The sequence below is a fragment of the Micromonospora sp. NPDC050276 genome (assembly GCF_044459545.1).
Classification (GTDB): domain Bacteria; phylum Actinomycetota; class Actinomycetes; order Mycobacteriales; family Micromonosporaceae; genus Micromonospora.
In genome coordinates, this window is the sequence record NZ_JBITJA010000009.1 from 240,311 (window position 1) to 266,663 (window position 26,353).

Consider the following 26,353-nt stretch of genomic DNA (forward strand, 5'->3'; position numbering starts at 1 on the left):
GTGACGGTCAACGGCTTTCGTCCCCCAGCACAACTCCATGATCGACCCGGACTGGGGTGGGGGTTGGGGTGGGGGTGTACTGGCGGAGCAGGAGGATCGGCGGGGCGATCAGCAGGGCGGGGATCAGGGTGAAGCCGAGGAGGACGCCTAGTCGCGCCGTGTCGGACTGGGTGGCCGCTGAGCCGGTGTCGGAGGAGACGTAGCCGGACAGCTGGAGCACCAGGCCGTAGATGCCCGGGCCGAGCGCCAGGCCGAAGGTCTCCCCGGCGGTCCACAGGCCGGTGAAGACGCCCGCCTGCCGGCGCCCGGTGCGCGCCGTCTCGTGCGCGATGCAGTCCGGCAACATCGCCAGCGCGAAGACCTGCTGCCCGGCGTACCCCGCGCCGATCAGCGCGACCACGAGATAGACGGCGACCGGCGGCAACACCGGCGCGGCGACCAGGGCGAGCGCACCGGCGGCGAGGATCAGCGAGGCGACGACCAGCGATGTCCGCTTGCCCAGCCGGGCGCCGATCCGGGTCCAGAGCGGCATCACCAGCAGTGCTGGCCCGACGAAGCAGACGAAGAGCAGGGTCGGCCCGTTCTGCTCGTCGCGCAGGATCTGCCCGGCGAAGTAGTTGACCCCGGCCAGGATCGTCGCCACCCCGGCGGACTGCACCACGAAGCAGATCAGCAGCGCCCGGAACGGGCGGTTGGCGCCGGCCACGGCGAGCTGGGCGCGCAGGGTCGGCTCGCTCTCGCCCACCGAGCCGGTCGGCGCGGACCGGGTGCCCAGGAACGCGCCGAGCGCTCCCAGGGCGATCAGCACCGCCACGAACAGCCCCATCCACCGGTGCCCCGCCACGCCGTCACCACCGGCGCTCACCACCAGCGGGGCGACCGCGCCGGAGACCAGGATGGCCAGCGCCAGCACCGCGATCCGCCAGGTCATCAACCGGGTGCGCTCGGCGTAGTCGCCGGTCAGCTCCGCCGGCATCGCCACGTACGGCACCTGGAAGAAGGCGAACGCGGTGGCGGTGGCGAGGAAGGCGAACGCCACGTACGCCGCGGCGGCCGGACCGTTACCGAACGGCGCGGCGAAGATCGACGCGAACAGGACGGCGAGGCCGAGGCCGGCGATGAGCAGGTACGGCCGACGGGCACCCCAACGCGACCGGGTGCGGTCGGAGATCCGCCCGGCGACCGGGTTGACCACCACGTCCCATGCCTTGGGCAGCAGCACCAGCAGGGCGGCCAGCCCGGCGGCCACTCCCAGGGTGTCGGTCAGGTACGGCAGCAGCAGCAGACCGGGCACGGTGCCGAACGCTCCGGTCGCCAGTGAGCCGAGCGCGTAGCCGGCGTGCACCGATCGGGGCAACGAGCCGCTGGCAGACGAGCCGGCGCCCGGCCGCGTTTTCATGGGGCCGAATGTTACTCACGTTAGGACGGCGGTCACATCCCCTCATCAGGCGACCAGGCCGCCGCCGCGACGTCCACACCCTCGCCGCGCAGCGGCACGCCCTCGGCCCGCAGTCGGGCCCGCGCCTCCCGCTCGTGCCCAGGTGGCAGTCGGCCACTCGCGGTCACCACCCGATGCCAGGGCACCGAGCCCCCGTGCCGGGCCATGATGTTGCCGACCAACCGGGCCGAGGCACGCCCCGAACGCTCGGACAGCGCGTCGGCCACCCCGCCGTACGACATCACCCGGCCCTCCGGGATCCGCTCGACCAGGTCGAGCACCGCCTCGACGTACTCGTCAGGAGTCACAATCCGCCACCATATGGGAACGCCGCCGGGCGGTGCCGCCGTGACCACGCAGAATGGTCGGGTGCGCGACGCAGTCACGACGGCCCGGCGGGTCGTCGTCAAGATCGGATCCTCCTCGTTGACCACCGCCACCGGCGGGCTGGCCGACGAGCGCGTCGACACGCTGGTCGACACCCTCGGTCGGCTCACCGCCGAAGGGCGCGAGGTGGTGCTGGTGTCCTCCGGCGCGATCGCCGCCGGGCTCGCCCCGCTCGGGCTGGCCCGACGCCCGCGCGACCTGGCCACCCAGCAGGCCGCCGCCAGCGTCGGGCAGGGGCTGCTGATCGGCCGGTACGCGGCCAGCTTCGCCCGGCACGGCCGCACCGTCGGGCAGGTGCTGCTCACCGTGGACGACGTGACCCGACGAGCGCACTACCGCAACGCGTACCGGACGTTGCGCAAGCTGCTCGACCTGCGGGCGGTGCCGATCGTCAACGAGAACGACACGGTCGCCACCCAGGAGATCCGGTTCGGCGACAACGATCGACTGGCCGCTCTGGTGGCCGCTCTGGTGCACGCCGACCTGCTGGTGCTCCTCTCCGACGTGGACGCGCTCTGGACCGGCGACCCCACCAATCCGCACTCGACCCGGATCGCCGAGGTCCGCGACGACACGGACCTCGCCGGGATCACCATCGGCGGGACCGGCCGGTCCGGCGTCGGCACCGGCGGCATGGTGACCAAGGTCGAGGCCGCCCGGATCGCCACCGGGTTCGGGATTCCGGTGGTACTCACCGCCGCCGACCTGGCCTCGCCGGCGCTGGCCGGCGAACCGGTCGGCACTCTCTTCCACCCACAGCGACAACGCCCGACGGCCCGACTGTTCTGGCTGGCCCACGCCACCTCGCCCCGAGGGCGGCTGCACCTCGACCCGGGCGCGGTCGCCGCCGTCGTCGGGCGGCGCAAGTCGCTGCTGCCGGCCGGCATCACCGCCGTGGACGGCACGTTCACCGCCGGCGACCCGGTGGACCTGGTGGACACCGCCGGCGCGTCGGTCGCCCGCGGGCTGGTCAACTACGACGCGGTGGAGCTGCCCGGGCTGCTCGGCCGTTCCACGTCCGAACTCGCCGCGGCGCTGGGCCCGGCGTACGAACGAGAGGTCGTCCACCGCGACGACCTGGTGCTGCTCTGAGGAGTCGACAATGAGTGAACGTCAGCGAGCGAATCAGCGGCTCGGGGCGGTCGTGCCTCAGGCCGCCACGGAGCGAAGCGGGGTGCCGGCATGAGCGTCGTCGAGCAGGCCCGGCGGGCGCGGGACGCCGCCGCCGAGTTGGCCGTGGCCACGCGTACCGCCAAGGACGCCGCGCTGGTGGCGATGGCCGACGCGCTGGTGGCGCGTACCCCGGAGATCCTGGCCGCGAACGAGACGGACCTGGCGGCCGGGCGCGAGGCCGGGCTGAGCGCGGCCGTCCTCGACCGGCTCGCGCTCGACGCTGGTCGAGTGGCGGGCATCGCGGGCGCGCTGCGCGAGATGGCCGCGCTGCCCGACCCGGTCGGCGAGGTGGTCCGTGGCTCCACCCTGCCCAACGGGCTGGAGCTGCGCCAGATTCGGGTGCCGTTCGGGGTGGTCGGCATCATCTACGAGGCGCGGCCCAACGTGACAGTGGACGCCGCCGGGATCTGCCTCAAATCCGGCAACGCGGCGCTGCTGCGCGGGTCGTCGTCGGCCGCGCACTCGAACGCCGCGCTGGTCGCGGTGCTGCGCGACGCGGTCGCCGGGGCCGGGCTGCCCGCCGACGCGGTGCAGTTGCTCGACGCCAGCTCCCGCGACTCGGTCAAGGAGCTGATGCGCGCCCGGGGGCTCGTCGACGTGCTCATTCCGCGCGGTGGCGCTTCGTTGATCCGCACCGTGGTCGAGGAGTCGACCGTGCCGGTGATCGAGACCGGGGTGGGCAACTGCCACGTGTACGTCGACGCCGCCGCCGACCTGGCGAAGGCCGTCGCGGTGACGCTGAACGCCAAGACGCAACGCCTGTCCACCTGCAACACGGCCGAGTCGCTGCTGGTGCACGCGGGCATCGCCGACGCGTTCCTGCCGCCGGTGCTGGCCGCGTTCGCCGAGGCGGGGGTGACCGTGCACGGCTCACCTGAGGTGGCCGCCCATTCCGCCGCGGTGGTCCCGGCCACCGAGGAGGACTACGCCACCGAGTATCTGTCCGCCGACATCTCGGTGGCGGTGGTCGACTCGCTGGACGCGGCGGTCGCGCACATCCGCCGGTACGGCACCGGGCACACCGAGGCGATCATCACCGACTCGACGACGGCCGCCCGCGAGTTCGTCGCCCGGGTCGACGCGGCGGCGGTGATGGTGAACGCCTCGACCCGGTTCACCGACGGAGGCGAGTTCGGCTTCGGCGCGGAAATCGGCATCTCCACCCAGAAGCTGCACGCCCGCGGCCCGATGGGCCTGCCCGAGCTGACCAGCACCAAGTACGTCGTCACCGGAGACGGCCACCTGCGCTAGAGCCCTGCCGCGCTCCCGCGCTCCCGCGCTCCCGCGCTCCCGCGCTCCCGCGCTCCCGCGCTCCCGCGCTCCCGCGCTCCGGCGCTCCGGCGATCTTGCACTTACTGCCCTGGCATAACGGGCACTTCACGTGAACCGGCAACCGAAACTGCAAGATCGGCGCGGGCGGGGCGCGCGGGCGGGGCGGGGCGCGGGGCGCGCGGCGGGGCGCGCGGCGGCGCGGCGCGGCGGCGCTCAGCTGGGTGGCGCGGGGCGGGCTGCCCGGATCGCGGCCAGCGTGGTGTGCACGTCGAACTGGTGGCCGTCGTCGCTCTCCCAGCCGCCGTCGCTGCGCTGGGTCTCGGCCAGCCGGCGCAGCGCCCGCACCATGATCCAGTCCTGTGGGTCGACGCCGGCGCGGCGCAGGGTGGCCCCCAGCCACGCCACGTCTCCCGGGGACATCTTCGGCATCCGCTCGGCCAACACCACCTGGATCCGCGCCGACTCCTGGAACATCTCCTGCCGGTGCAACACGGCCGCGCTCAGCCAGCCCGCGGCGAGGAACAACGGCCAGCTACCGTCCGGGCGCAGCCGCGCGGTGAGCGAGTGGGCCGCCGCCTGCACCACCCCGGCGTACGCCCCACCGACCCGGTGGTCGAGTGGACCCGACGCCCGGGCGTCCAGGCCGCCGACGGTGAGCCAGAAACCGGCGTTGGCCGACACGAGGAACGCGGCCTCCGGGTCACCGGGCCGGGCCCACTCCGGTGCCGAGTCGGCCAGCGAGGCGTCCTCTTCCCAACCGCCGTCGGCCTGCTGCCGGGACGCCAGCCAGTCCAGCGCGCGGCGAGCGGCGGGACGACCGAGCGCGCCCAGATCGTCCAGCTCGGCGAGGCGAAAGCAGGTGGCGTCGATCGAGGCGATATCGCCGCCCCAGGTAGCCGGCCAGCCGCCGTCGGATGATTGGCCGACCTCGGCCGTCTCCAACAACTCGGCGGGCACGGCGGTGCCGTTTCGGAGCCAGGAGAGGCGGGCGCGTTCCACCGCATCCCCATGCGCCACGACGAACCCGATCGCGGCTTCCAAGTCGACCACGGCGGAGAGGCTACCTGCGCAGACGCGACGCCGCCTCGGAGAATCGGCCAGCCAGGAATGGCTGCGTCGCTCCGGCCGGACGGCCGCTCGGTGTCAGCTGCGTCGATTTGCCCGGGCGGCCGTGTGGGCCACCCCGACGCGACGGCACGGCCACCCCGACGCGACGGCACGGCCGCCCTGACGCGACGGCACGGCCGCCCCGACGCGACGGCATGTCCACCCCGACGCGACGGCGTGGCCGCCCCGGCGCGATCGGTCAGTAGGCGGGCAGCGCCGGGTCGATCTGCTTGATCCAGGAGAGCACGCCGCCCTGCACGTGCACGGCGTCCTTGAAACCGGCCGCCTTGAGCGCGGCGAGTGCCTCCGCCGAGCGGACGCCGGACTTGCAGTGCAGCACGATCTGCCGGTCCTGCGGCAGCTTCGCGAGGGCCTCGCCGGAGATGATGTCGCCCTTGGGGATCAGGGTGGCCCCGGGGATCCGGACGATCTCGTACTCGGCCGGCTCCCGCACGTCGACCAGGAAGATGTCCTTGCCGGCGTCCTGCCACTCCTTGAGCTCCAGCGCGGTGATGGTCGAGTCGACCGTCGCCTCCTGCGCCTCCTCGGAGACCGCGCCGCAGAAGTCCTCGTAGTCCTCGAGCAGGTCGGTGACCGTCGGGTTGTCGCCGCAGAGCACGCAGTTCGGGTCCTTGCGGACCTTGATCTTGCGGTATTCCATCTCCAGGGCGTCGTAGACCATCAGGCGGCCCACCAGCGGCTCACCGATACCGGTGAGCAGCTTGATCGCCTCGTTCACCTGGATCGAACCGATCGACGCGCAGAGCACACCGAGCACGCCGCCCTCCGCGCAGGAGGGGACCATGCCGGGCGGCGGCGGCTCCGGGTAGAGGCAGCGGTAGCAGGGGCCGTGCTCGGCCCAGAACACCGACGCCTGGCCGTCGAAGCGGTAGATCGAGCCCCAGACGTACGGCTTACCGAGCAGCACCGCCGCGTCGTTCACCATGTAGCGGGTGGCGAAGTTGTCGGTGCCGTCGACGATCAGGTCGTACTGGGCGAAGATCTCGCGGACGTTCTCCCGGTCCAGCGCGGTGTTGTGGATCTCCACGTTGACCAGGGGGTTGATCTCGCGGATCGACGCGGCGGCGGACTCGGCCTTGGACCGGCCGATGTCGGACACGCCGTGGATGATCTGGCGCTGGAGGTTGGACTCGTCGACGGTGTCGAAGTCGATGATGCCGAGCGTGCCGACCCCGGCCGCGGCGAGATACATCAGAGCGGGGGACCCGAGGCCACCGGCGCCGACACAGAGCACCCGGGCGTTCTTGAGCCGCTTCTGGCCGGTCACCCCGACGTCCGGGATGATCAAGTGACGTGAGTAGCGGCGGATCTCGTCTACGGTCAGCTCGGCGGCGGGCTCGACGAGCGGGGGCAACGACACGGTGGACTCCCCGGGATCGGCGGTGTGAACCGCGCCATTGTTGCTCGCGGGAGCCCCGCTCGGCCATGAGGGACGACACGTGGTCCGGTATGCGGGAGCGGGAATAACCGACGACCCGGCCGATCAGGGGATGATGTCCCCCGCGTAGCGACGGCCGTCGAGGTAGGGCCAGGCGTTGGCGACGCAGCCCTGCAGGCCGTACGTCTGCTGCTGCATCACGGGTGCGGGCTCCCCCGGGCCGGGGCACGCCTCGTGGTCCTCGCCGAACTCGTGGCCCACCTCGTGGTTGATGACGTAGGTGCGGTAGGTGTCCAGGGAGGCGCCGTAGTCGGGGACCGCGTCCATCCAGCGGGCCAGGTTGATGATGACCTGGCCGGGCAGGCGACAGGAGGTGTAGCGCTCGGTGCTGAGCCCACCCTTGGCGCACATCCGCTCGGACGTGACCGGGGTGGCGAGGTAGATGGTGAAGTCGGCGGCCCCGGCGTCGGCCACCCGTTGTACCCGCAACTCGTCGGAGGCGATCCAGCTACGCGGGTCGGCCAGCACCTCGTCCACCCGGGCGGCGAACGCGTCGGCATCCTGGCCGGTGCCGCGTTCGACGACGACCCGGTAACGCCGCAGCGGCCCGTCCGTGCCGTGCACGGGTGTCTCGCCGTCGGCCACCGTGAAGCGTCCCGCCCCGACGGACGGATAGCTGGTGGGCGCCGGGTGCGCGGCTACCCCGCCCCCGTGCCCCATGCCGCCCTCGGTGGTGGCCGGAGGCTCGCTCGACGGCTCGCCGGTCCGGCTCACCGTCACGCCGATGGCGGCGGCGAGCACGAGGAGGCCGAGCAGGCTGCTGCGGCGGCGACGCCGGTGCATCCTGACCAGCGCGGGACGCGCACCCCGGTTCGCCGACCGAAGGCCGGGCGGCCGAGGCGGGCCGTAAGGGGACGACGGCGTCATGACGTCGAGCCTGCCAGATTATTCGGGCATTTCTCCGTTTTTGCCGCTATTGCCGCAAGACGCCTGATGGGGGCGGACGGCCGGCGTGTCGCCCGATCGACTCAGAGGGCGGGCCCGCTGTAACGACGCCCCTCGAGATAGGGCCACGGGTTGACCCGGCACCCGTTGAGGAACAGCGTCTGCTGCATCATCACCGGCGCTGGTCGGCCCGCGCCGGGGCAGCGCTCGTGCCGATGCCCGAGCTGGTGACCCACCTCGTGATTGACCACGTACGTCCGGTAGACCGTCAGCGGCACACCGGCCGAGACGAAGTGCGGCACGGACAGCCGCCACCGATCCAGATTGATGATCACCTGACCGGGTGCTCGACAGGATGTGTACGGCCGGCCGTCGACCCGGATGTCCACCCCACCCTCGGCGCACATCCGACCGGCGGTGCGGGCGGTGGCCAGGTAGACGGTGAAGTCACGAGGCGCGCTCCCCGGCACCTGCTGTAGCCGCAGCCTGCCGCTGTCGACCCAACTGCCCGGCCCGGCGAGCGCCACCCGGACCGCTTCGGCGAACCCGGCGACGTCCTCGTTGCTGCCCGACTCCACCGCGACCCGGTATCGCCGCAGCTCGCCGGCGCGACCCAGCACCGGGCCGGCGCTGGCGTCGTAGCCGAACCTCCCGGTGCCGGCGCTCGGGACCGGGCCGGGCGCCCGTAACACCGGGGGCGGGCTGGACGGGACCACGTCGGCGGGTGTGGGATCGGCCGGCGGCGGCAGCGGCGCGGCCACCAGCGGCGGCGGGACGATCTCCTCGGCGGCCAGCCGGTCGGCGCTCGGGTGCCCACCCGGCCCTTCGGCGATCACGGTCACCGCCGCACCCACGGCCAGCACCACCGCCACCAGTTGGGCGAGCAGTGCCAACCGTCGCCGACGGCGGCCAGGGTGGCGGGCTGAGCTGAGCATCCAGGTCAGCCTGCCAGATCAGGCCGCCCTACGGCCTCCCCCGTTTCGGCGAGCAGGCCGACCACCGCGCGGGCAACCAGCCGGGGAACCTCCAGCTGCGCCACATGACCGACACCGCCGAGCATCATCAATCGGCTGTCCGGGATGACCCGGGCGGTCTGCGGCGCGACCCGCACGTCGACCAGTCGGTCCTGTCGGCCACCCACCACCAGGGTCGGTGCGCGCACCGCCTCGGCGAGGCGCCACAGCGAACCCGGCCCCCGCAGGTACGCCCGCAGGAAGCTGGAGACCAGCCCACGGAACGTCCGGACGTACGCGGCGGCGTAGTGCTCGGCCTCGTACCGCACCCGAATCTCCTCCAGCGCCTCGGCCCGGCGTTGATCGCAGATCCGGCTGAGATCGGCCACGCAGGCCTCCAGCACCTGCTGGGCCATCACCTCGGGCGCGAGCTGGGTGAGCCGCCGCGCGACCAGCCGCTCACCCCGCGGGATGGCGAGGACCGGCAGCATCCGACCCTGCAACGAGCGCCGGAAATTCAGGAACGGCAACGCCGGGGAGATCAGGGTGAGGGTCCGCACCAGGTCCGGCCGCAGCCCGGCGACCTGCACCGCGACCGCGCCGCCCAGCGAGTTGCCGAACAGGTGCACCGGGCCCCGATCGGAATGCTCGATCCAGTGGACGACCAGATCGGCGAAGGCCGGAATCGTGTAGCGGGGGCCGGGCTCGCTGCGGCCGAAGCCGGGCAGGTCGATGGCCTGACCGTCCAGCCGGTCGGCGAGCAGCCCGGCCAGATCGGTCCAGTTCTGCGACGAGCCGCCCAGCCCGTGCACGTACAGCGCCGGCTCCGCGCCAGCGGCGGTGGCCGGGGTGTCGCGCACATATGTGACCCGGCCGTCGAGGCGGACCTCCCGACCCGGCCACGGGGGCGGGACACGGTGGTCGGGGAGCAGATGGTCCGGCCAGAGTGTGGCGCGTCTCATACTCCCAGTTTGCACCGGGACCACTCAGGAAAGCAGCGCCTCCAGCCGACGGTTGACCGCCGCCAGCGTCGCTCGGACCACCGCCTGGCGCGGATCACCCGCGACCAGGGCCGACCCGGCGAGCTGCTCGACCCAGCCCTCGCAGACCAGCAGCGCCACCACGGTGGCCACCTCGCAGTTGCCGAACGGCACCACCGCCGCGTGTTCGACGAAGCAGCGCCCCCGCTCGGCGTTGTCGGCGCCGCGCAGCAGCTCGTCCACCGCGGCGGCTGCCGCCACCGCGCAGAGCCGCAGCACGTAGCCGTCCACCGCGGGCCCGGTGGCGTACCCGGAGGCGCTGTCGCCCCCGGCCAGCAGCCGGACCTCCACGTTCGCGTCCAGGCCGAAGGTGCTGACCTGCACGTGGTCGATCACCACTCGGGGCCCCGGCGTGCCGCCGGTCTCCAGCGGTCGGGACGGCGCCGACTCCGTCGTGGTCACCTGACCACCGGAGTACGACGTGCCGAGCGTGGCCGGACTACCGGTCGCGGCGCCGGCCGGCGCGGCCGAGACCGATCCGGGTTCTTCCACGGTGGCCCGGCCCCGGTGTGGAGCGTTCGACCGGCGACGGCGCGTTGGGTCCGTGCCGGTCCGCTGCTCCGGGGCTGCCGACGTGGCCGCTGCCCGACCGCCGGACGGGTTGGCCACCGTCGGCGCCTCGGCCGCCCGGGCGTCGCCGGAATCACGCGCAGCCGCGCTCGACGGCTCGGGGGCACGCCGCTCGACGGGTCGGGGCTCGGCCGCGCGGCGGCGCACCGGCGGAGGTGGCGTGCTGGGCAGGCCGGGCACGTTCTGCGGCGCCGCGGCCAACCCCATCCGCTCCTGAAGAAGCCGAGCCACCTGCCGGCTCACCTCGGCCGGGTCGGCACCGTCGGCCAGGTCCAGTCGCAGGCTGTGCTCCCCGGCCGGCGTACGGCGCAGGGCCGCGTCGCGGACACCGGCCACCTCCCGGACGGCGTCCAGGATGGCGTTGACGTCGAACCCTTCGGGGCGCTCCCGCAGCGGGGCTGGCTCGTCGTCGCGACGGAGGTGGGTGGCGATGCGGGCGAGTTCCGGAGTTTCGGCGGGTGGCTCCACGGCTGGCGGCTCCGGCACGACGGGCACGTCCGGTTGGGCGGGGACGCGCTGCGGCAGTACCACCGCGCTCGGGGCCGGCTGCGGACCGGCGTCAGCCCGCGACGTCGGGTCGGGGGCGGATCGGCGAGCCGCGTAGGAAGAAGCGGACGCCGATGCGGGCTGATCGCGGCGCCCGGATCCCTTCGTGGTGGCGGGCGGCACCGCGTCGGTGGGGGACGGTGTGGTGTCACCTGGTGGCTGATCGTTGCCCGACGCAGCCGCCTGCGGCGACTCGACGGGTGACGGACCGGGCGGCTCCGGTGCGGCCGGACGGAGCCGGAACGGTGCGGTCGGCCGGACCTCGGGGCGGGATCGGCCGGGCGTGTCGGCCCCGTCGCCCCCACCGGTGTCGCTGGCCGATCGGCTGGCCGGCCAGGACGGGCGCTCGACCGGGGCCGCGGGGATCCGGCCCTCGGACCAGTCCGGCCGCTCGGCCCCGGAACTGCTCGCCGTCGGCGAGCCTCCGGTCCAGGAGGGGCGTTCCGCGATCAGGGACGGGCCTGCCGGAGCCGGCGGCGCATCAGCCAGCGTGGGAGGTGGTCCGGCTGGCGCGGGCGGCGGTCCAGCGGGCGCCGGAGGCGACGCGTCGGCCGATGCCGGCGCTTCGGACGATGCCGGGCTGGCGGCCCAGGAGGGCCGCGTCGGCGGGGCGCTGGCCGGCAGCGGATCGGACCCCCCGGCCCAGGACGGCCGCGTCGACGCCGCGCTGGTCGACGGCGGTTCGGACCCACCCGCCCAGGACGGCCGCACCGCGGGGACGCTGGTCGCTGCCTCGGACCCGCCCGCCCAGGACGGACGCGCCGGCGGGACGCTGGTCGGCGTCGGATCGGACCCGCCGGCCCAGGACGGCCGCGCCGGCGGGACGCTGGTCGGCGTCGGATCGGACCCGCCGGCCCAGGACGGCCGCGCCGGGGGCGCGCTGGTGGGTTCGGGGTCGGACCCGCCGGCCCAGGACGGGCGGTCGGCCCGGGGTCCGCCGCTCGCCGCGGAGCCTGCCCAGCTCGGACGGTCGGCGGGCGGACCACTGGTCGGCGTCGGGCCACCCGCCCAGGGCGGACGGTCGGCGGGCGGCGTGCTGGTCGGCTCGGTGGGGCGCTCCGGCGTGGAGTCGGACTCGGCCAGAATGGGTTCATACCCACGGGGTGGATCGGCACGGACCGGCTCGTACGGGCGGGGAGCCTCGGCGCGCACCGGCTCGTACGGCTGATGGGGCTCGGCGACCCAGCCGGGCGCCGACTCGTCCCGGGCCGCCGGGTCAACCGGTTCGTCGTCTGGACGGGACCAGGGCGGGGCCCAGCCGCCACCCCAACTCGGACGGTTCCAGTTCGGCCCCGACCAGTCGGGCTCGATGGCCGACGATTCTCCGGCCCGGTGTGCTTCGCCGGGATGGTGCGGCTCTCCCGGCCGGGAACTCTCAGCGGCGCGACCGGGCTCGCTCTCGGCGTGCCCGGCCGGGGTGCGTCCCGAGGTCGCCGGGTGCTCCGGCGCGAGCGGGTCCCGCCAGTCGCGCGGCCCGGTCGGGGTCTCGTCGGCGGTCAGCCGCTCGCCGCCGGGCGCGTGGAGGCCGGGTGGCACCTCGAAACCCGACGCCGCGGTGCCCACGGGCGGAACCTGGACGGCTGGCGGCGCCGAGGTGGGCAACCCGGGCTCGGCCCAGCGGGCACGGTGCGCGGCAGTCGGATCGGCGGTGGAGTGGTGGGCGGGGCCCGGATCGGGCTCGGCGGCACCCTGCTCCGCCGTCGGTGCGGGACGTTGGGCGGGCACCACGAGCCGGTCGCTGGCCGGCCCGGGGCGGCCCTCGGTGGGTAGCCCGGGCGGTGCGCTCACCGGCGTGGAACGGCCTGCGGGTGGTTCGAGAGCGGGATGACGGACGCCGTTGGTGTCGTCCGGGCGGCGCACGCCGTTGGCGTGATGGCCGTTCACGCGGGCCGGTGGCTCCCGGTCATCCGACCGCCCGACCAGCGGTGACGGCAGGTCGCCGTGCCCTGTGGACGAGGTACGCCAGCCGGACGCGGGGTCGGGCTGCCAGCGCGGCGCCTCGTCCCGGGCGTCCTCGGGGTCGGCAGCTCGGGGCCACCCACCCGCCGCCGGCGCCCACCCACTGACGGAACGGCTCGGGTCGTCGTGCTGGCCCGCTCCGTCACCGTGCTCTCCCGGGGTGGCGGCTCCGGGTTGCCCTGTTTCACTCACCGCGCGCTCCTTGGTCGCCCCCGCTGAGGCTACCGTGTGCCGAGAGTGGCGATAAGTTACAGCGGCGGGCCATTTCCACGACGGAGGTCACGGGCCTCGCCCGGTCTGGGCGAAAATGCCGGCTCGTACGGAGAACTCGGAGGATCCCATGACCGCTGCGGGGAACGGCGCACAGACCGCTGGCCGGCCCACCCGTCTGCCCCGCTCCGCGCGCCGCAAGCAGCTTCTCGCTGCGGCGCAGGAGGTGTTCGTCGCGCAGGGCTACCACGCCGCCGCGATGGACGACATCGCCGAGCGGGCCGGGGTTTCGAAGCCGGTGCTCTACCAACACTTTCCCGGAAAGATGGATCTCTACCTGGCGCTGCTCGACACGCACTGTGACGCCATCGTCGCTAAAGTGCACGACGCCATGCGGGGCACCAGCGACAACAAGGAACGGGTCAGCGCCTCGGTACGGGCGTACTTCGACTTCGTCGACCACGAGAGCGAGGCGTTCCGTCTCGTCTTCGAGTCGGATCTGCGCAACGACCCGGCGGTGCGGCAGCGGGTGGAGCGGGTCGAGCAGGGCTGCATCGCGGCGATCACCGACACCATCATCTCCGACACCGGGGTGAGTCGGGCGCACGCCGAGTTGCTCGCCTCGGGGCTGGTCGGTGCGGCGGAGACGGCCGCGCAGTTCTGGCTGGCCGGTGGCCGGCAGGTGCCGAAGGCGGAGGCCGAGGCGTTGGTGGCGGCGCTGTCCTGGCGGGGCATCGCGAGCTTCCCGCTGCAAGGTGAGTCAGCCTGACCGCCGACCCCGTGATCGGATAGCCTTCGCAGGGCGGTTCTTTCGCCCCAGTTGAGGAGGCACAGTGGAGGTCAAGATCGGCGTGCAGTACGCGCCGCGCGAGCTGGTACTGGACAGCGCGCAGTCGCCGGCCGAGATCGAGCAGATCGTGACCGACGCCTTCGCCGGTAACGGCGGCACGCTCTCCCTGACCGACGAGAAGGGCCGGCGGGTCATCGTTCCGGTCGAGAAGGTCGCCTACGTCGAGATCGCCGAGGCGTCGCCCCGGGCGGTCGGTTTCACCGTCCGCTGACCGGTCCGGCCATCGCGGCAGGTCGGCGTTCAACCCACCTGCCGCAGGCCGGCACCGGCGCTGACCAGCCGGGCGGTCAGTCGTTCAGCCCGGTGGTCAGTTGTTCAGCCCGGCGGCAGCCATCCGCGCGGTGTGCGCGGTGGTGAGCCTGCCGAACAGCCCGGGCACGTCGACCCGGCCGTCCCGCGCGATCAGCATGGTCAGCGTGGCCCGCTCGGCGGCCACCCGGCCGGCCTGCGACAGCGCCTCTCCGACCAGCCGCCGGGCCCACATGGAGAGCCGACCAGCCACCCGGGGGTCGTCGGCGACGGCCACCCGGATCTCCGCCGCGGCGAAGTCCGCATACCGGGAGTCGTGCAGGACGTCCAGCACCAGCGCCCGGTCCGGATCCTCCAGCGCGTCGGCGATCTCGCGGATGAAGTCGTCGGTGATCGCGTCGCCGACGTACGCCTTGGTGACCGCCTCCGCCCAGTCCCGCGGCTCGGTCGAGTCGTGGTACGCCTGCAACGGCTCGACATAGGGGGCCATCGCGTCCTCCGGCGGCACGCCCAGCGCACTGAGCCGGTCCGCGAGGCGCCGGTAGTTGGCGATCTCGGCCGCGGCCATCTCGCTCAGCGCCGCCCGACGGCGCAGGTCCGGGGCGAGCCGGGCATCCCCGGCCATCCGCTCGAAGGCGAGCAGCTCACCGAAGGCGACCAGACCCAGCAGACCGACGACGGCAGACACGAGCGCAGGCTACCGTGCGCCCGTCCCCCACGCCGTCCCACGCCGTCCCACGCCGTCCCACGCCGTCCCGGTCGATCATGGACTAGTGGTGCCCGATTTGCACTTTTTTACAGACCTTGTCCCCCACCACAACTCCATGATCGACGCCGACGTCGACGTCGACGTCGGCCGGCGAGCAGGGAGGGGGCAGAGAGACGCGGGTATGGCGTGGGTCACATTTGCTTGCCCCGCGTGTCGAGTGGCGGGTCGGGAATCGGGACGGGGGCATGCCTGTTCAGGTAACATGGAGCAGTTGCCGTGGGCGCCGATCTGATCGAAGCTCAGCCCGCGGCGCGCGTGCGGCCCGGTCCGGCTCGGCAATCTGCCGCCGACCGTGTGGCCCGCGTCATACCGATCGCGCCCTGAGGACATGACGGGCGCACCCACGAGAGGGCACCCCCACATCCACATGAGCGAGCTGACTCAAGATTTGCTGGACGGCCAGGAACTGGCCCCCACCGCCCCGGTCCGACCGGAGGCCCCCACGTTCGCCGCACTCGGCGCCCGCGCCGAGACCGTCGAGGCTCTGGCCTCGGCCGGCATCACCCGCGCCTTCGCCATTCAGGAGTACGCGATCCCGATCGCGCTGCGCGGCGTCGACCTGATCGGCCAGGCGCCCACCGGCACCGGTAAGACCCTCGGCTTCGGCGTACCGCTGCTCGACCGGGTCTTCGCCCCGGGCGAGGGCAGCGACGGTGTTCCCCAGGCGCTGGTCGTCGTCCCCACCCGCGAGCTCGGCATCCAGGTCGCCAAGGATCTGGCCGCCGCCGGCCGGACGCGCGGCGTCCGCGTGCTGCCGATCTACGGTGGCGTGGCGTACGAGCCGCAGATCGACGCGCTGCGCAAGGGCGTCGAGATCCTGGTCGGCACCCCCGGCCGACTGATGGACCTGCAGAAGCAGAAGCACCTCCGGCTGGACCGGGTGCACGCACTCGTCCTCGACGAGGCCGACCGGATGCTCGACCTGGGCTTCCTCGACGACGTCGAGAAGATCCTGGCGATGCTCCCGGAAGACCGGCAGACGATGCTCTTCTCGGCCACCATGCCGGACCCGATCGTCACCCTGTCCCGGCGCTTCCTGCGCCAGCCGATGACGATCCACGCCGGGCACACCGCCGAGACCGGCCCGTCGCCGCAGACCCAGCAGTTGGTCTACCGCACCCACTCGATGAACAAGGTCGAGGTGGTGGCGCGCATCCTCCAGGCGGAGGGGCGCGGGCTGACCATGATCTTCACGCGTACCAAGCGGGCCGCCGACCGGGTCGCCGAGGACCTCGACTTCCGTGGGTTCGCGGTCGCAGCGGTGCATGGTGACCTCGGTCAGGGTGCCCGCGAGCGGGCCCTGCGGGCCTTCCGGGCCGGCAAGATCGACATCCTGGTCGCGACCGACGTGGCGGCCCGAGGGCTGGACGTCACCGGCGTCACCCACGTCATCAACTACGACTGCCCGGAAGACCAGGACACCTACACGCACCGGATCGGTCGTACCGGCCGGGCCGGCGCGACGGGTGTGGCGGTGACCTTCGTCGACTGGGACGACATGCCCCGCTGGCGGATCATCGACAAGACCCTCGGTCTGGAGATGCCGGAGCCGCCGGAGACGTACCACACCTCGCCACACCTCTACACCGACCTGCACATCTCCACCGAGGTCACCGGCACGCTGCCCACCGCCGAGCGCACCCGGGCCGGGCTGTCCGCCGAGATCGAAGAGGACCTGGGTGGCACGACCCGCTCCCGCCGGGGCGACAGCGGTGGCCGAGGCTCCCGCCGCGGTGAGAGCCGTGGTGAGGGTCGTGGTGAGGGTCGTGGTGAGGGTCGAGGTGAGCGCCGTGGTCGAGGCGATGGCCGCCGCGACCGCTCCGATGCCGGCACCCCGGCCGTCGCCGAGGCAGCCGCGACCGACACCGCCGACGAAGGCACCCGTACCCCCCGCCGCCGGCGTCGCCGCCGGGCCGGCGAGGTGGTCGCGGGCGAGGCGACCGCGGTGATCTCCGCCGACGCCGGCCCCACCGAGCCGGCCACCGCGTCCGACGGCGAGGCCTCCAAGCCGCGCCGCCGCCGGCGCCGCCGTGGTGGCGGCTCCGGTGCGGGTACGCCGGCCGAGGCGACCGCGGACTGACCACCAGCCACACCTGACATCCCCCGGACCGCCTCGCGCGGTGCGGGGGATGTTCCCATCTCCCACCCACCTGCCGAAGATGGAACGATGCCGCAACCACTGGACGCTGCCCTGACCGAGGTTCGGGCGCTGCTGCTCGACCCCGCGCTGACCCGGGCGGTCGCCGCCGGGCGTCGCCGCGGGCGCCGCCCCACCGTTGAGCGGGCCGAACTGCGGCCGGTGACGTTGAAGGCCGGGCCCCGGATCCAGATCACCACGTCCGACGGCGCTCGCCCGTACACCCGCAACATCGCCTCCGGTCCGGAGGCCGCCGCGGCGGTCGACGAGCTGCTGGCCGAGCCGTTCGGCAACTGGCACGTTGAGACGGCCGACGCCACGCTCCAACTACGGGTGACCAAATCCGGCGAAGCGCAGGTGCACCGGGCCGCGACGCCCCGCCCGGCGGCGACGCCCACCGGAAATGACCGGGCCAAGGAGTACCTGCTCGACCCCGGTGACCCGATCTTCGCCGAGATCGGCGGCTCGGCGGCCAAGCGCCGCCAGGTGGACGCGTTCCTGCGCGCCCTGGCCGCGACCCTGCCCGACGATCTGACCGGTTCGCTACGCGTGGTCGATCTGGGCTGCGGCAACGCCTATTTGACGTTCGCCGCGTACCGCTACCTGACCAGTCGGGGGCTCGACGTCCAGCTGGTCGGCGTGGACGTCCGGGAGGACCAACGGCGGCGCAACACCGAGCTGGCACAGCGACTGGGCTGGGCCGACCAGGTCAGCTTCGTCGCCGGGACGATCGCCGGCGCCGTCGTCGACCCTGCCCCCGATCTGGTGCTGGCGCTGCACGCCTGCGACACCGCCACCGACGAGGCGCTGGCCCGCGCGGTGCGCTGGGAGGCCCGCTGGGTGCTGGCCGCGCCGTGCTGCCACCACGACCTGGCGAAGCAGCTCCGCACCAACCCCGCCCCGGCCCCGTACGAGCTGTTGACTCGGCAGGGCATCCTGCGTGAGCGCTTCGCCGACGTGCTCACCGACGCGCTACGCGCCGGATTGCTGCGGGTGCACGGGTACCGGACCGAGGTGGTGGAGTTCGTGGACTCGCAGCACACGCCACGTAACCTGCTGATCCGCGCACGTCGGACCGGTGCTGGGGCGACCGAGCCGCAGCGCGCGGAATACCGCGAGTTGGTGGACCAGTGGCAGGTCACGCCGCGACTGGAGACCCTGCTGGCCGCCGGAGAGGCATCCGCCTCCTAGCTCCTGGTGGCTAGCGCCGACGATCCCCCCGCTCCCGGCCACCGTTGCGCTCGCCGGCACCACGCTCAAGGACCGACACCCGGTCGGCACCCGACCGCTGGGCGGCCCGCTCACCGTCGCCGGGGGCGGACGGGAATGGCACGACCTTGCCCCCGCTCTCGGCGTTTCCGGCTGCCGCGAAGGCGTTCCAGGAGATGTCCACCAGCAGCTTCTTCATCTCGGCGTGCCGGATGGCGGCGTTGTGTTGCAACGCCATCCGGGCACCGAGCAGTACGGCGACCAGCGTGGTGGTGATGGTGCCGGTGGCGGCCAGCACCTGGAGGCCAGTCGCGGATTCGGTGCGTAGCACCAGAACCAGCAACCAGATCCAGAACGCGGCCGCGAAGACGCCGGCCTTGGCGACGAAGAAGAGGCTCACCGCACCGGGCTGGTACGGCTGGGGGCGGCTCGATTCGGCCATGGTGCTCCTCGGCGATGGTCCGGACGGACGCGGCAGGCGAAAAACGCCAGGTCGGGACGGGCACCGAGCTTAATAGAAGAACGACGATGATCGCTCGGTGCAATTTTCGTTCTGCACACACGCTTCCAGAAGAAAAGTCTCGCCCACGGGACAGTTTGTGCGGTCAGTCAATTGTTTCCCGCCCCCGGCGTACTACCCTCGGAAGGCGCATCGTCCCGGTGCTCCGGCAGGAGGGGAAGACACACAGGGATGGGATCTGCCGACGTATCACCGCAGATGGCCTTCGCCCGCTTCGTCCGGCGCGCCATCGATGATGCTCGCGACGAACGTGGTTGGACCGTGACCGATCTTGCCTCGCACACGGGCGTGGGGCGCTCCACCGTGTTCCGTTGGCTGGCCGGTGATTGGCAGGACTATCCCGAGTTGGCCAAGGTGCGCGGCTTCTGCGCCGCACTGGACCTGCCGGTCGCCGCCGCGTTCCGCGCGCTGGGGCTGCCCGACGCCGGCCCCGCTCCCCGCCGACGCCACGACGACGGTCCGGTCGAGGCCGACGTCCGGGCCATCCTCGACCGGCTGGCCGACCCCACGGTCCCCGCCGAGGAGAAGCACCACATCCGCGACCTGCTCCGCTACCTGGCCCGCCGCCCCATCCGCCGAGCCGGCTAATCCCCACCCCCGCTCCGAGCGCGGTTGATCATGAAGTTATTGCCACGACACGCCGCGGCGGGAGGCAATAACTTCATGATCAACGCCGATGAGGGCGGGGCCGGTGGGTGGGTGGGTGGGTGGGTGGGTGGGTGGGTGGGTGGGTGGCCTAGGGGACGGTCAGGGTGAACTCGGCGGTTCGGACTTCGGCGTTCACCTGGAAGTCGAGGTAGAGGCGGTAGCGGCCCGGGCCGGGAGTGGTCAGCCAGAACTTGATCTGGCCGTCCACCAGCTCGGTCTCCGGGTGCACGTGTAGGTAGCCAAGGTCGCCCTCGCGCAACGCCACCAGGTGCCCGTACGCCCCGAGATACCGCTCCAGTCGGGCGGCACCGCCAGCCCCGTCGACCCGGAAGGTCAGTGGCACGGTCGCCCCGGCCTGCGGGGTGCCCTGGTAACCGACGGTGAAGCCGCCCACGGTCGCCGTGGCGGCCGCCCCGGGCAGTGGGCGGGGCCGGTAGTCACCGGGCACGGTCAGGTCCGCGCCGAGGGTCACCGCGGCCTGCGCGCCGTTGTCGGCGACCACGGTGAAGTCGGCGTACGCGCGCCAGAGGCCGGGCTGCGCGAGGGTCAACGGGACCGACCAGGTGCCGTCCGCCGCCATGGTCGGGTGCAGGTGCTGGTAACCGGTCAGGTCCCGCCGGACGACGATGAGGTGCAGCGGCTTGTCGTGCACGATGGCGAACCGGGTGACCGGCCGGCGCTGCCCGTCGCGTACCTGAAAGCGGAGCTGACCGGGGCGGCCGGCGGCGAACTCGGTGGCCAGGGGGACCAGGGTGAGCCCGGACGAGCTGACCGCCAGACCGCCCGGCTCGGTGGCCGCGCTCTGGTCGGTGCCCGTGGCGGAGCCGTGGCTGTGCGGGGCGACACCCGGCGGGTCGGTGTGCTCGGCGGCCAACGACGGACTGCCGGTGGCGGCGCTCTTGGTGTTCATCCGGCCGAGGCCGAAGCCGAGCAGCATCGCGAGCATCAGGCCGCCGACCACCAGCGCCAGCCGGAGAGTGCTCCGGTCCGGCCCGGCGGAGACCTGATCAGACCCGCCCAGCACCTGCCCGGCCTCGTCACCGGCGGTCAGGTCCGTGCCGGCGGACGCACGGCGGACGGGTTGGTGGTCGGTCATGCCGCCCACGGTACCGCCGCGTCCGGCCCGGTCAGGCCGACGCCCGGACGGCGTGGCGACTGTCGCATTCGACGCCGCCCGGGAACCGGGCTCGCAGCGCCGAAGCCACCCCCGACTGCTTCGAGCATGGCGAGCGGTACGGGTCAGCCGGCCACGGCGAGGGTGAGCGGGAGGACGTCGGTCGCGCCGGCCCGGCGCAGTGCCCGGGCCACCAGCGTCATCGTCCAACCCGAGTCGATCAGGTCGTCGACGAGCAGCACCGGGCCGTCCAGTCCGGCCAGGGCATCGGCCAACTCGGTCGGCACGGTGAAGGCGTCGTGCAGCGCGCGTACCCGTTGGGCGCTGTTGCCGCGCGGCCCGGCTGGGCCGCCGGGGCCGGCTGCGGTGACCTCGCCGAGCAGCGGCAGCCGGCCCACGGTGGCGATCCGCTCGGCGAGCGAGCCGAGCAGCCGGGGCCGCCGACGGGAACCGACCGCGACCACCGCCACCGGCCGGCGGGGCCACGGGTCGTCGCCGTGTGCCCACGCCTTCAACACCTCCACGACCGCGCCGGCGACGTCGTCGGGCACCGGCCCGTCCGGCGCGTCGGGGCCGACGAGAGCACGCAGCCGGCCACCCCAGCCCAGGTCGGAGAGGCGCCCGACGGCCCGGCCCGGCAGCGCCTGCTCCGCGGGGGCGATCCGGCCCTTGAGGGGTACGCCCACCGCGTCGAGCCCGGTCGGCCAGAGCTTCTTCGGCGCGATCTCCACGCCGGGTCGGCCCAGGAAGGTCTGCGCGGCGGCGAGCGCGGCCGTCGACACGTCGGCGGCGAAGAGGGGGTCCGCGCACCGGTCGCATCGGCCGCAGTCGGCCGCCTCGGTGTCGTCCAGGCGTTCCCGGAGATACCGCATCCGGCAGTCGGCCGTGGTCGCGTACTCCCGCATGGCCTGTTGCTCGACGGTGCGCGCCTCGGCGACGCGGCGCAACCGGGCCTCGTCGTAGACCCAGGGCTCGCCGGTGGCGAGCCAACCACCGCGCACCCGGCGGACCGCGCCGTCCACGTCGAGCACCTTGAGCATCAGCTCCAGTCGGGCCCGGCGCAGGTCGACGAGGGGTTCGAGGGCCTGGGTGGAGAGCGGGCGGTCGGTGTGCAGGGCGGCCAGCACGGCCCGGACCTGCGCCTCCGGTGGGAACGCCAGCGAGGCGAAGTAGCGCCAGATCGCGGCGTCCTCGACGCCGGGCAGCAGCAGCACCTCGGCGTGCTCCACGGCGCGGCCGGCGCGACCGACCTGCTGGTAGTACGCGATCGGCGAAGGCGGCGCGCCGAGGTGGACGACGAAACCCAGGTCGGGCTTGTCGAAGCCCATGCCGAGGGCGCTGGTGGCGACCAACGCCTTGATCTTGTTGTCGAGCAGGTCCTGCTCGGCGGCCCGCCGGTCGGCGTCGTCGGACTGTCCGGAGTACGAGGCGACCGGGTAGCCCCGGGAACGCAGGAACTCGGCCGTCTCCCCCGCCGCCGCCACGGTCAGCGTGTAGACGATGCCCGAGCCGGGCAGCTGGTCCAGGTGGTCGGCGAGCCAGGCCAGCCGGTGCGCCGGGCTGGGCAGGTCGAGCACCCCGAGGCGCAGCGACTCGCGGTCCAGGGTGCCGCGCAGGACGAGGGCGTCGCCCAACTGCTCGGCCACGTCCTGGGTGACCCGGGCGTTGGCGGTGGCGGTGGTCGCCAGCACGGGGGTGCGCTCGGGTAGTTCGGCGAGGAACGTCCGCAGCCGCCGGTAGTCGGGCCGGAAGTCGTGCCCCCAGTCGGAGACGCAGTGCGCCTCGTCGACCACCAGCAGACCGGTGGTGGCGGCCAGCTTCGGCAGGACGCCGTCGCGGAAATCCGGGTTGTTGAGCCGTTCCGGGCTGATCAGAAGCACGTCCACCGCGCCGGTCTGGATCTCGGCGGTGATCTCGTCCCACTCGTCGAGGTTCGCCGAGTTGATCGTGCGGGCCCGGATGCCGGCCCGCGCGGCCGCCTCGACCTGGTTGCGCATCAACGCCAGCAGCGGCGACACGATGACGGTCGGCCCGGCCTGGTCGCCCTGCTCACGGTCTCGGAGCAGGGCGGTGGCCACGAAGTAGACCGCCGACTTGCCCCAACCGGTCCGCTGGACGCAGAGCACCCGTCGCCGGTCGACGACCAGCGCCTCGATGGCCCGCCACTGATCCTCGCGCAGCCGGGCGTGGTCACCGGCCAGCCGGCGCAGCACCGCCTCGGCCCGCTCCCGTACCGCTGTTCGGTCCTCGCTCACCCGACATGTCTACCAGCGCCGCCCGCCATCACCCTGTTGATCAAGAGGTTTGCGTCATTCTCCGGTCGAATCCTGACGCAAACCTCTTGATCACCAGGGTCAAGCGGGGGGCAGGGGGGCAGGGGGGCAGGGGGGCAGGGGGATCAGGTTGGGGGGCGGGGGCGGAGGGTTCTGGTCAGGTGGGTTAGGCGGGGGGCGAGGCTGGTCAGGCCGCCGGGGAAGAAGTAGACGGCCAGGATGAAGACCGTGCCGAGGACGAACAGCGGCTGGCTCAGCGGGCGGCTGAGGACGGCCGGCAGGTTGTCCACCGCGTCGCTGGTGCCGAAAGCGGTGAGCCGGTGGTCCAGGTACATGTAGAGGACCCCACCGAGCACCGGACCCCACCGGGTGCCCGGCCCACCGAGCACCACCATCACCAGCAGCGACAGGGTCAGCTCGGAGGACGTGATGTGCGGCGACGCGCCGCCGACGATCAGGACGTAGACCACCCCGCCCGCCGCCGCCAACCCGCCGGCCAGGGTGAACGCCACCAGCTTGTAGCGATACGGGTCCAGCCCGAGCACCCCGATCCGCCGCTCGTCGTCGCGCAGCCCGGCGAGCACCCGCCCGGTCGGCGACCCGCTCACCCGGTGCACCACGAAGACCACGAGCGTCAGGTACGCGAGCGCCAGCCAGTACAGGTTGACGGTGTTGGTCACCCCGACCAACCCGGCGGGCAGCCCGGACACGTCCAGCGGCAGGCCCTCCTCACCACCGGTGAGCCCACCGAAGTCCCGTGCCACCAGGATCGCGCCCACCTGGGCGAACGCCAGCGTGACCATGGCGAACGCGATGCCCACGGTCCGCAGCGCCACCGCGCCGAGCAGCGCGGCGAGGATCGTACCGCCGGTGATGGTCAGTAGCGCCGCCTGCCACAGCGGCAGACCGGCCCGGGTGATGAGGATGTCGGTGCCGTAGACGCCGGCCGCGAAGTAGAGCGCGTGCCCGAAGGAGAGCATCCCGGTCCGGCCGAAGAGCAGGTCGTACCCGGCGGCCAAGCCACCGAAGATCAGGCAGATGGCGAGCAGTTGCAGGGTGCCGGGTGAGTTGACCGGCCCCTCGAAGATCCCCGGCAGGGAGATCGTCGAGTACGGCAGGATCGCCAGCACGACCAGCGCGACCAGCGGCAGGAACGGGCGGACCCGGTGCGCGCGGCCCGGTTTCGGCGCGGTGGGCGCCGGCGCCGGTGTTGCCTCGAGGAGCGTCATGCCGTTGCCACCTTTCCGGCGATGCCCTGCGGACGCAGCAGCAGCACCACGGCCAGCAGCCCGACCACGCAGATGTCGCCCAGCCCGGACGTGCCGTAGTAGTTGACGAACTGCTGCACCAGCCCGACCACGACCGCCGCGTACGCGGAGCCGACCACCGAGCCCATCCCGCCGATCACCACCACGATGAACGCGAAGATCAACAGCGAGCTGCCCTGGCCGGGCGAGACGGTGCCGAAGTAGACCCCGCCCAGCGCGCCGGCGAGCGCGGCGGCCGCCCCGCCGATCGCGAAGACCAGCGTGAACGCCTTGCGCACGTCGATGCCGAGCGCGGTCACCATCTCCCGGTTCTCCACCCCGGCCCGGATCACCAGGCCGTACCGGGTCCAGCGCAGGAACGCCAGGATCGCGCCGAGCACCAGCACCGCCGCGATGATCAGCAGCAGGCCACCGTTGGGCACCTGCGCGCCGAGGATCCCGGTCACCTCCCGGGTCCAGTCCGGACGCGGGAACGGCCGGGCGTCCGCACCCCAGGTGGCCTGGAGCAGCGCCACCCCGGCCAGGGACAGACCGACGGTGACCAGTACCTGCTCGATGGTGCGGGAGTACAGCGGGCGGATCAGCACCAACTCGACCAGGATGGCGACCAGCGTGCCGGCGGCCACCCCGAAGGCGACCGCGACCACGAAGCCGAACCCGTCGGAGCCGGCGCCGGGCAGGTTGCCCGCCGCCCACCAGGTGCCGTACGCGCCGACGCCGAGGAACAACCCGTGCGCGAAGTTGAGCACGTCAGCCAGGCCGAAGACCAGGGACAGGCCGGAGGCGACCAGGAAGTACAGCGCCGCCAAACCGAGCCCGGTCAACGCCAACAGGATCACGGTGCCCATCAGTGATTCACCTCCGCCGAGCCGACACCCAGCAGCGACTTCGTCAACGCCGTCTCCAGCAGCAACTCCCGGGCGTCGCCGGTCCAGGCCACCTTGCCGGCGGCCAGCACCACCGCGTCCTTCGCGAGCCGCCGGACTACGGCCAGGTTCTGCTCGACGAGCAGCACCGGCACCGACTCCGCGACCCGTTCCAACACCTCGGCCACCTCGGTCACCACCTTCGGCGCCAACCCCTTGGTCGGCTCGTCGACGAGCAGCAGCCGGTTGTCGTTGAGCAGCACCCGACCGATCGCGAGCATCTGCTGCTGCCCGCCGGAGAGCGAACCGGCCCGTTGCCGTCCGCGCCGGTCCAGCTCCGGAAAGAGCGCGAAAACCTTGTCGTACGCCGGGCTGGTGCCGCGCCGCTCCGCGAGCCGCAGGTTCTCGGCGACGGTGAGGCCGGCGAACACGCACCGGTCCTCCGGTACGTAACCGAGCCCGCCGCGGACCAGCCGGTGGGTGGGCCGGGCCAGCAGGCTCTGCGCGCCCATCCGGATGGTGCCGCGGACCTCCCCGGCGGGCGGGGTGAGGCCGACGATCGCGCGCAGCGTGGTGGTCTTGCCGACACCGTTGCGGCCGAGCAGCACGGTCACGCCGGTCGGGGCGACCGTGAAGGACACCCCCTGGAGGATGTGCAGCCCGGAGATCCGGACCGACAGGTCCTGCACACTGAGGATGGGTTCCATCAGAGCTGCTCCCCCAGGTAGGCCTCTTGCACCGTGGGGTTGGCCATCACCGTCTCCGGGGTGTCGCAGGCCAGCAGGGCGCCGTGGTGCATGACGGCGATGCGGTCGGCCAGTTCCAGGATGACGTCCATGTGGTGCTCGACCATCAACACCGCCCGGCCGCTGTCGCCGGTCAACGACTTGATCACGGCGACCAGCTCCGGCACGTCCTCGGCGCTGACCCCGGCCATCGGTTCGTCCAGCAGCATCACCCGCGGTTCGCCGGCGAGCAGCAGGGCGATCTCCAGCTTGCGCTTCTCGCCGTGCGCCAGGGTGCCGGCGAGCGCCGTACCCCGGTGGGCGAGGCCGACCCGGTCGAGCGCCGCGTCGGCGGCGGCGGCGACCTCCCGGTCGGCCGCCGCCCGCCGCCACAGTGCCATCGAGCCCCCGCGGTGCGCCTGCACGGCGAGCCGGACGTTCTCCCGCACGCTGAGCGAGCCGAAGACCGAGGACGCCTGGAAGGTACGGCCCAGTCCGAGGCGGGCCCGCCGGTGCGGCGGAAGCGCTCCGATGTCCTGCCCGTCCAGGGTGATCCGGCCCTCCGTGGCCCGGCGCAGGCCGGTGATCAGGTTGAACAGTGAGGTCTTGCCGGCGCCGTTCGGCCCGATCACGCCCAGGAATTCCCCGGGCGCCAGGTCGAGGTAGACGCTGTCGACGATGGCGACCTCACCGATCCGCCAGGTCAGACCGCGGGTGGCGAGCATG

24 protein-coding genes are annotated in these 26,353 nt (G+C 73.2%); 8 read left to right on the forward strand and 16 right to left on the reverse strand.

Annotated elements, in window-relative coordinates:
- Window positions 1-7 precede the first annotated feature (7 nt).
- Together ACIBF8_RS21865 and ACIBF8_RS21870 are read right to left on the reverse strand one after the other, a co-directional pair.
- Complete coding sequence (locus tag ACIBF8_RS21865; RefSeq protein WP_396785159.1) at window positions 8-1,399, reverse strand: MFS transporter; 1,392 nt, start codon at window positions 1,397-1,399, stop codon at window positions 8-10.
- 32 nt (window positions 1,400-1,431) lie between these two features.
- The gene (locus ACIBF8_RS21870) at window positions 1,432-1,746 is read right to left on the reverse strand and encodes an MGMT family protein (RefSeq protein WP_124772730.1); all 315 of its coding nucleotides are present in this window, start codon (window positions 1,744-1,746) and stop codon (window positions 1,432-1,434) included.
- A 13-nt stretch (window positions 1,747-1,759) separates the two neighbouring features.
- Here ACIBF8_RS21870 and proB point away from each other — a divergent pair, with 13 nt between their 5' ends.
- Window positions 1,760-2,917 (forward strand): glutamate 5-kinase, encoded by a 1,158-nt coding sequence (gene proB / locus ACIBF8_RS21875; RefSeq protein WP_396785160.1) that lies wholly within the window; start codon window positions 1,760-1,762, stop codon window positions 2,915-2,917.
- Window positions 2,918-3,007: 90 nt separating this feature from the next.
- Complete coding sequence (locus tag ACIBF8_RS21880; protein ID WP_396785163.1) at window positions 3,008-4,249, forward strand: glutamate-5-semialdehyde dehydrogenase; 1,242 nt, start codon at window positions 3,008-3,010, stop codon at window positions 4,247-4,249.
- A 234-nt stretch (window positions 4,250-4,483) separates the two neighbouring features.
- Here ACIBF8_RS21880 and ACIBF8_RS21885 read toward each other — a convergent pair whose 3' ends face one another.
- From ACIBF8_RS21885 to ACIBF8_RS21910, 6 genes are all read right to left on the reverse strand, one after another.
- A complete protein-coding gene (locus ACIBF8_RS21885; protein WP_396785165.1) occupies window positions 4,484-5,320 on the reverse strand; it encodes a prenyltransferase/squalene oxidase repeat-containing protein in 837 nt (278 codons plus the stop codon).
- 256 nt (window positions 5,321-5,576) lie between these two features.
- Complete coding sequence (gene moeZ / locus ACIBF8_RS21890) at window positions 5,577-6,758, reverse strand: adenylyltransferase/sulfurtransferase MoeZ (RefSeq protein WP_396785166.1); 1,182 nt, start codon at window positions 6,756-6,758, stop codon at window positions 5,577-5,579.
- A 123-nt stretch (window positions 6,759-6,881) separates the two neighbouring features.
- Window positions 6,882-7,703 carry a DUF3152 domain-containing protein gene (locus ACIBF8_RS21895; RefSeq protein WP_396785168.1) on the reverse strand — a complete coding sequence of 274 codons (822 nt, stop codon included), beginning with the start codon at window positions 7,701-7,703 and terminating at the stop codon, window positions 6,882-6,884.
- Between the two features lie 101 nt (window positions 7,704-7,804).
- Complete coding sequence (locus ACIBF8_RS21900) at window positions 7,805-8,656, reverse strand: DUF3152 domain-containing protein (RefSeq protein WP_396785170.1); 852 nt, start codon at window positions 8,654-8,656, stop codon at window positions 7,805-7,807.
- A 5-nt stretch (window positions 8,657-8,661) separates the two neighbouring features.
- Entirely contained in the window at window positions 8,662-9,636 is a 975-nt protein-coding gene (locus tag ACIBF8_RS21905) for an alpha/beta fold hydrolase (protein ID WP_396785171.1), read from the reverse strand.
- A 24-nt stretch (window positions 9,637-9,660) separates the two neighbouring features.
- Entirely contained in the window at window positions 9,661-11,541 is a 1,881-nt protein-coding gene (locus tag ACIBF8_RS21910) for a hypothetical protein (RefSeq protein WP_396785246.1), read from the reverse strand.
- A gap of 726 nt (window positions 11,542-12,267) precedes the next feature.
- On the opposite strand from ACIBF8_RS21910, the gene ACIBF8_RS21915 reads away from it, so the two are divergent.
- From ACIBF8_RS21915 to ACIBF8_RS21925, 3 genes are all read left to right on the forward strand, one after another.
- Window positions 12,268-12,600: a hypothetical protein gene (locus ACIBF8_RS21915; protein WP_396785248.1), complete on the forward strand. Its 333-nt coding sequence runs from the start codon at window positions 12,268-12,270 to the stop codon at window positions 12,598-12,600.
- A gap of 529 nt (window positions 12,601-13,129) precedes the next feature.
- Window positions 13,130-13,768: a TetR/AcrR family transcriptional regulator gene (locus ACIBF8_RS21920; RefSeq protein ID WP_203152031.1), complete on the forward strand. Its 639-nt coding sequence runs from the start codon at window positions 13,130-13,132 to the stop codon at window positions 13,766-13,768.
- A 64-nt stretch (window positions 13,769-13,832) separates the two neighbouring features.
- Window positions 13,833-14,060 (forward strand): DUF3107 domain-containing protein, encoded by a 228-nt coding sequence (locus tag ACIBF8_RS21925; RefSeq protein WP_030329796.1) that lies wholly within the window; start codon window positions 13,833-13,835, stop codon window positions 14,058-14,060.
- 96 nt (window positions 14,061-14,156) lie between these two features.
- Here the strand turns inward: ACIBF8_RS21925 and ACIBF8_RS21930 are convergent, their stop codons facing one another.
- Window positions 14,157-14,786 (reverse strand): ferritin-like fold-containing protein, encoded by a 630-nt coding sequence (locus tag ACIBF8_RS21930; RefSeq protein ID WP_396785173.1) that lies wholly within the window; start codon window positions 14,784-14,786, stop codon window positions 14,157-14,159.
- A gap of 448 nt (window positions 14,787-15,234) precedes the next feature.
- Here ACIBF8_RS21930 and ACIBF8_RS21935 point away from each other — a divergent pair, with 448 nt between their 5' ends.
- Entirely contained in the window at window positions 15,235-16,947 is a 1,713-nt protein-coding gene (locus ACIBF8_RS21935; RefSeq protein WP_396785174.1) for a DEAD/DEAH box helicase, read from the forward strand.
- A gap of 87 nt (window positions 16,948-17,034) precedes the next feature.
- Complete coding sequence (locus ACIBF8_RS21940; RefSeq protein WP_396785176.1) at window positions 17,035-18,195, forward strand: class I SAM-dependent methyltransferase; 1,161 nt, start codon at window positions 17,035-17,037, stop codon at window positions 18,193-18,195.
- Window positions 18,196-18,205: 10 nt separating this feature from the next.
- Here ACIBF8_RS21940 and ACIBF8_RS21945 read toward each other — a convergent pair whose 3' ends face one another.
- Window positions 18,206-18,655, reverse strand: a complete 450-nt coding sequence (locus tag ACIBF8_RS21945; protein WP_396785177.1) for a hypothetical protein — start codon at window positions 18,653-18,655, stop codon at window positions 18,206-18,208.
- A gap of 249 nt (window positions 18,656-18,904) precedes the next feature.
- Here ACIBF8_RS21945 and ACIBF8_RS21950 point away from each other — a divergent pair, with 249 nt between their 5' ends.
- Window positions 18,905-19,321, forward strand: coding sequence for a helix-turn-helix domain-containing protein (locus ACIBF8_RS21950; RefSeq protein ID WP_091402568.1), 417 nt, complete (start codon window positions 18,905-18,907; stop codon window positions 19,319-19,321).
- Window positions 19,322-19,469: 148 nt separating this feature from the next.
- On the opposite strand, the gene ACIBF8_RS21955 is transcribed toward ACIBF8_RS21950, so the two are convergent.
- The 6 genes from ACIBF8_RS21955 to ACIBF8_RS21980 form a co-directional block, all read right to left on the reverse strand.
- Window positions 19,470-20,477 (reverse strand): hypothetical protein, encoded by a 1,008-nt coding sequence (locus ACIBF8_RS21955; protein WP_396785179.1) that lies wholly within the window; start codon window positions 20,475-20,477, stop codon window positions 19,470-19,472.
- A 143-nt stretch (window positions 20,478-20,620) separates the two neighbouring features.
- Entirely contained in the window at window positions 20,621-22,750 is a 2,130-nt protein-coding gene (locus tag ACIBF8_RS21960) for a DEAD/DEAH box helicase (RefSeq protein ID WP_396785180.1), read from the reverse strand.
- 143 nt (window positions 22,751-22,893) lie between these two features.
- Window positions 22,894-23,997 carry a branched-chain amino acid ABC transporter permease gene (locus ACIBF8_RS21965; protein WP_396785181.1) on the reverse strand — a complete coding sequence of 368 codons (1,104 nt, stop codon included), beginning with the start codon at window positions 23,995-23,997 and terminating at the stop codon, window positions 22,894-22,896.
- Complete coding sequence (locus ACIBF8_RS21970; RefSeq protein ID WP_396785183.1) at window positions 23,994-24,884, reverse strand: branched-chain amino acid ABC transporter permease; 891 nt, start codon at window positions 24,882-24,884, stop codon at window positions 23,994-23,996. Before ACIBF8_RS21970 ends, ACIBF8_RS21965 begins: the two co-directional genes overlap by 4 nt.
- Window positions 24,884-25,609, reverse strand: a complete 726-nt coding sequence (locus ACIBF8_RS21975; protein WP_396785185.1) for an ABC transporter ATP-binding protein — start codon at window positions 25,607-25,609, stop codon at window positions 24,884-24,886. The genes ACIBF8_RS21970 and ACIBF8_RS21975 overlap by 1 nt, the downstream gene beginning before the upstream one ends.
- On the reverse strand, window positions 25,609-26,352 hold the full coding sequence (locus ACIBF8_RS21980; RefSeq protein WP_354819773.1) for an ABC transporter ATP-binding protein: 744 nt from the start codon (window positions 26,350-26,352) through the stop codon (window positions 25,609-25,611). The genes ACIBF8_RS21975 and ACIBF8_RS21980 overlap by 1 nt, the downstream gene beginning before the upstream one ends.
- Window position 26,353 lies beyond the last annotated feature (1 nt).

Bases quoted from the DNA above. Each gene is read 5' to 3' on its own strand.
- ACIBF8_RS21865 (WP_396785159.1), bottom strand. From the start codon at position 1,399: ATGAAAACGCGGCCGGGCGCCGGCTCGTCTGCCAGCGGCTCGTTGCCC.
- proB (WP_396785160.1), top strand. From the start codon at position 1,760: ATGGGAACGCCGCCGGGCGGTGCCGCCGTGACCACGCAGAATGGTCGG.
- ACIBF8_RS21880 (WP_396785163.1), top strand. From the start codon at position 3,008: ATGAGCGTCGTCGAGCAGGCCCGGCGGGCGCGGGACGCCGCCGCCGAG.
- ACIBF8_RS21895 (WP_396785168.1), bottom strand. From the start codon at position 7,703: ATGACGCCGTCGTCCCCTTACGGCCCGCCTCGGCCGCCCGGCCTTCGG.
- ACIBF8_RS21900 (WP_396785170.1), bottom strand. From the start codon at position 8,656: ATGCTCAGCTCAGCCCGCCACCCTGGCCGCCGTCGGCGACGGTTGGCA.
- ACIBF8_RS21905 (WP_396785171.1), bottom strand. From the start codon at position 9,636: ATGAGACGCGCCACACTCTGGCCGGACCATCTGCTCCCCGACCACCGT.
- ACIBF8_RS21920 (WP_203152031.1), top strand. From the start codon at position 13,130: ATGACCGCTGCGGGGAACGGCGCACAGACCGCTGGCCGGCCCACCCGT.
- ACIBF8_RS21935 (WP_396785174.1), top strand. From the start codon at position 15,235: ATGAGCGAGCTGACTCAAGATTTGCTGGACGGCCAGGAACTGGCCCCC.
- ACIBF8_RS21940 (WP_396785176.1), top strand. From the start codon at position 17,035: ATGCCGCAACCACTGGACGCTGCCCTGACCGAGGTTCGGGCGCTGCTG.
- ACIBF8_RS21945 (WP_396785177.1), bottom strand. From the start codon at position 18,655: ATGGCCGAATCGAGCCGCCCCCAGCCGTACCAGCCCGGTGCGGTGAGC.
- ACIBF8_RS21950 (WP_091402568.1), top strand. From the start codon at position 18,905: ATGGGATCTGCCGACGTATCACCGCAGATGGCCTTCGCCCGCTTCGTC.
- ACIBF8_RS21955 (WP_396785179.1), bottom strand. From the start codon at position 20,477: ATGACCGACCACCAACCCGTCCGCCGTGCGTCCGCCGGCACGGACCTG.
- ACIBF8_RS21965 (WP_396785181.1), bottom strand. From the start codon at position 23,997: ATGACGCTCCTCGAGGCAACACCGGCGCCGGCGCCCACCGCGCCGAAA.
- ACIBF8_RS21970 (WP_396785183.1), bottom strand. From the start codon at position 24,884: ATGGGCACCGTGATCCTGTTGGCGTTGACCGGGCTCGGTTTGGCGGCG.
- ACIBF8_RS21975 (WP_396785185.1), bottom strand. From the start codon at position 25,609: ATGGAACCCATCCTCAGTGTGCAGGACCTGTCGGTCCGGATCTCCGGG.
- ACIBF8_RS21980 (WP_354819773.1), bottom strand. From the start codon at position 26,352: ATGCTCGCCACCCGCGGTCTGACCTGGCGGATCGGTGAGGTCGCCATC.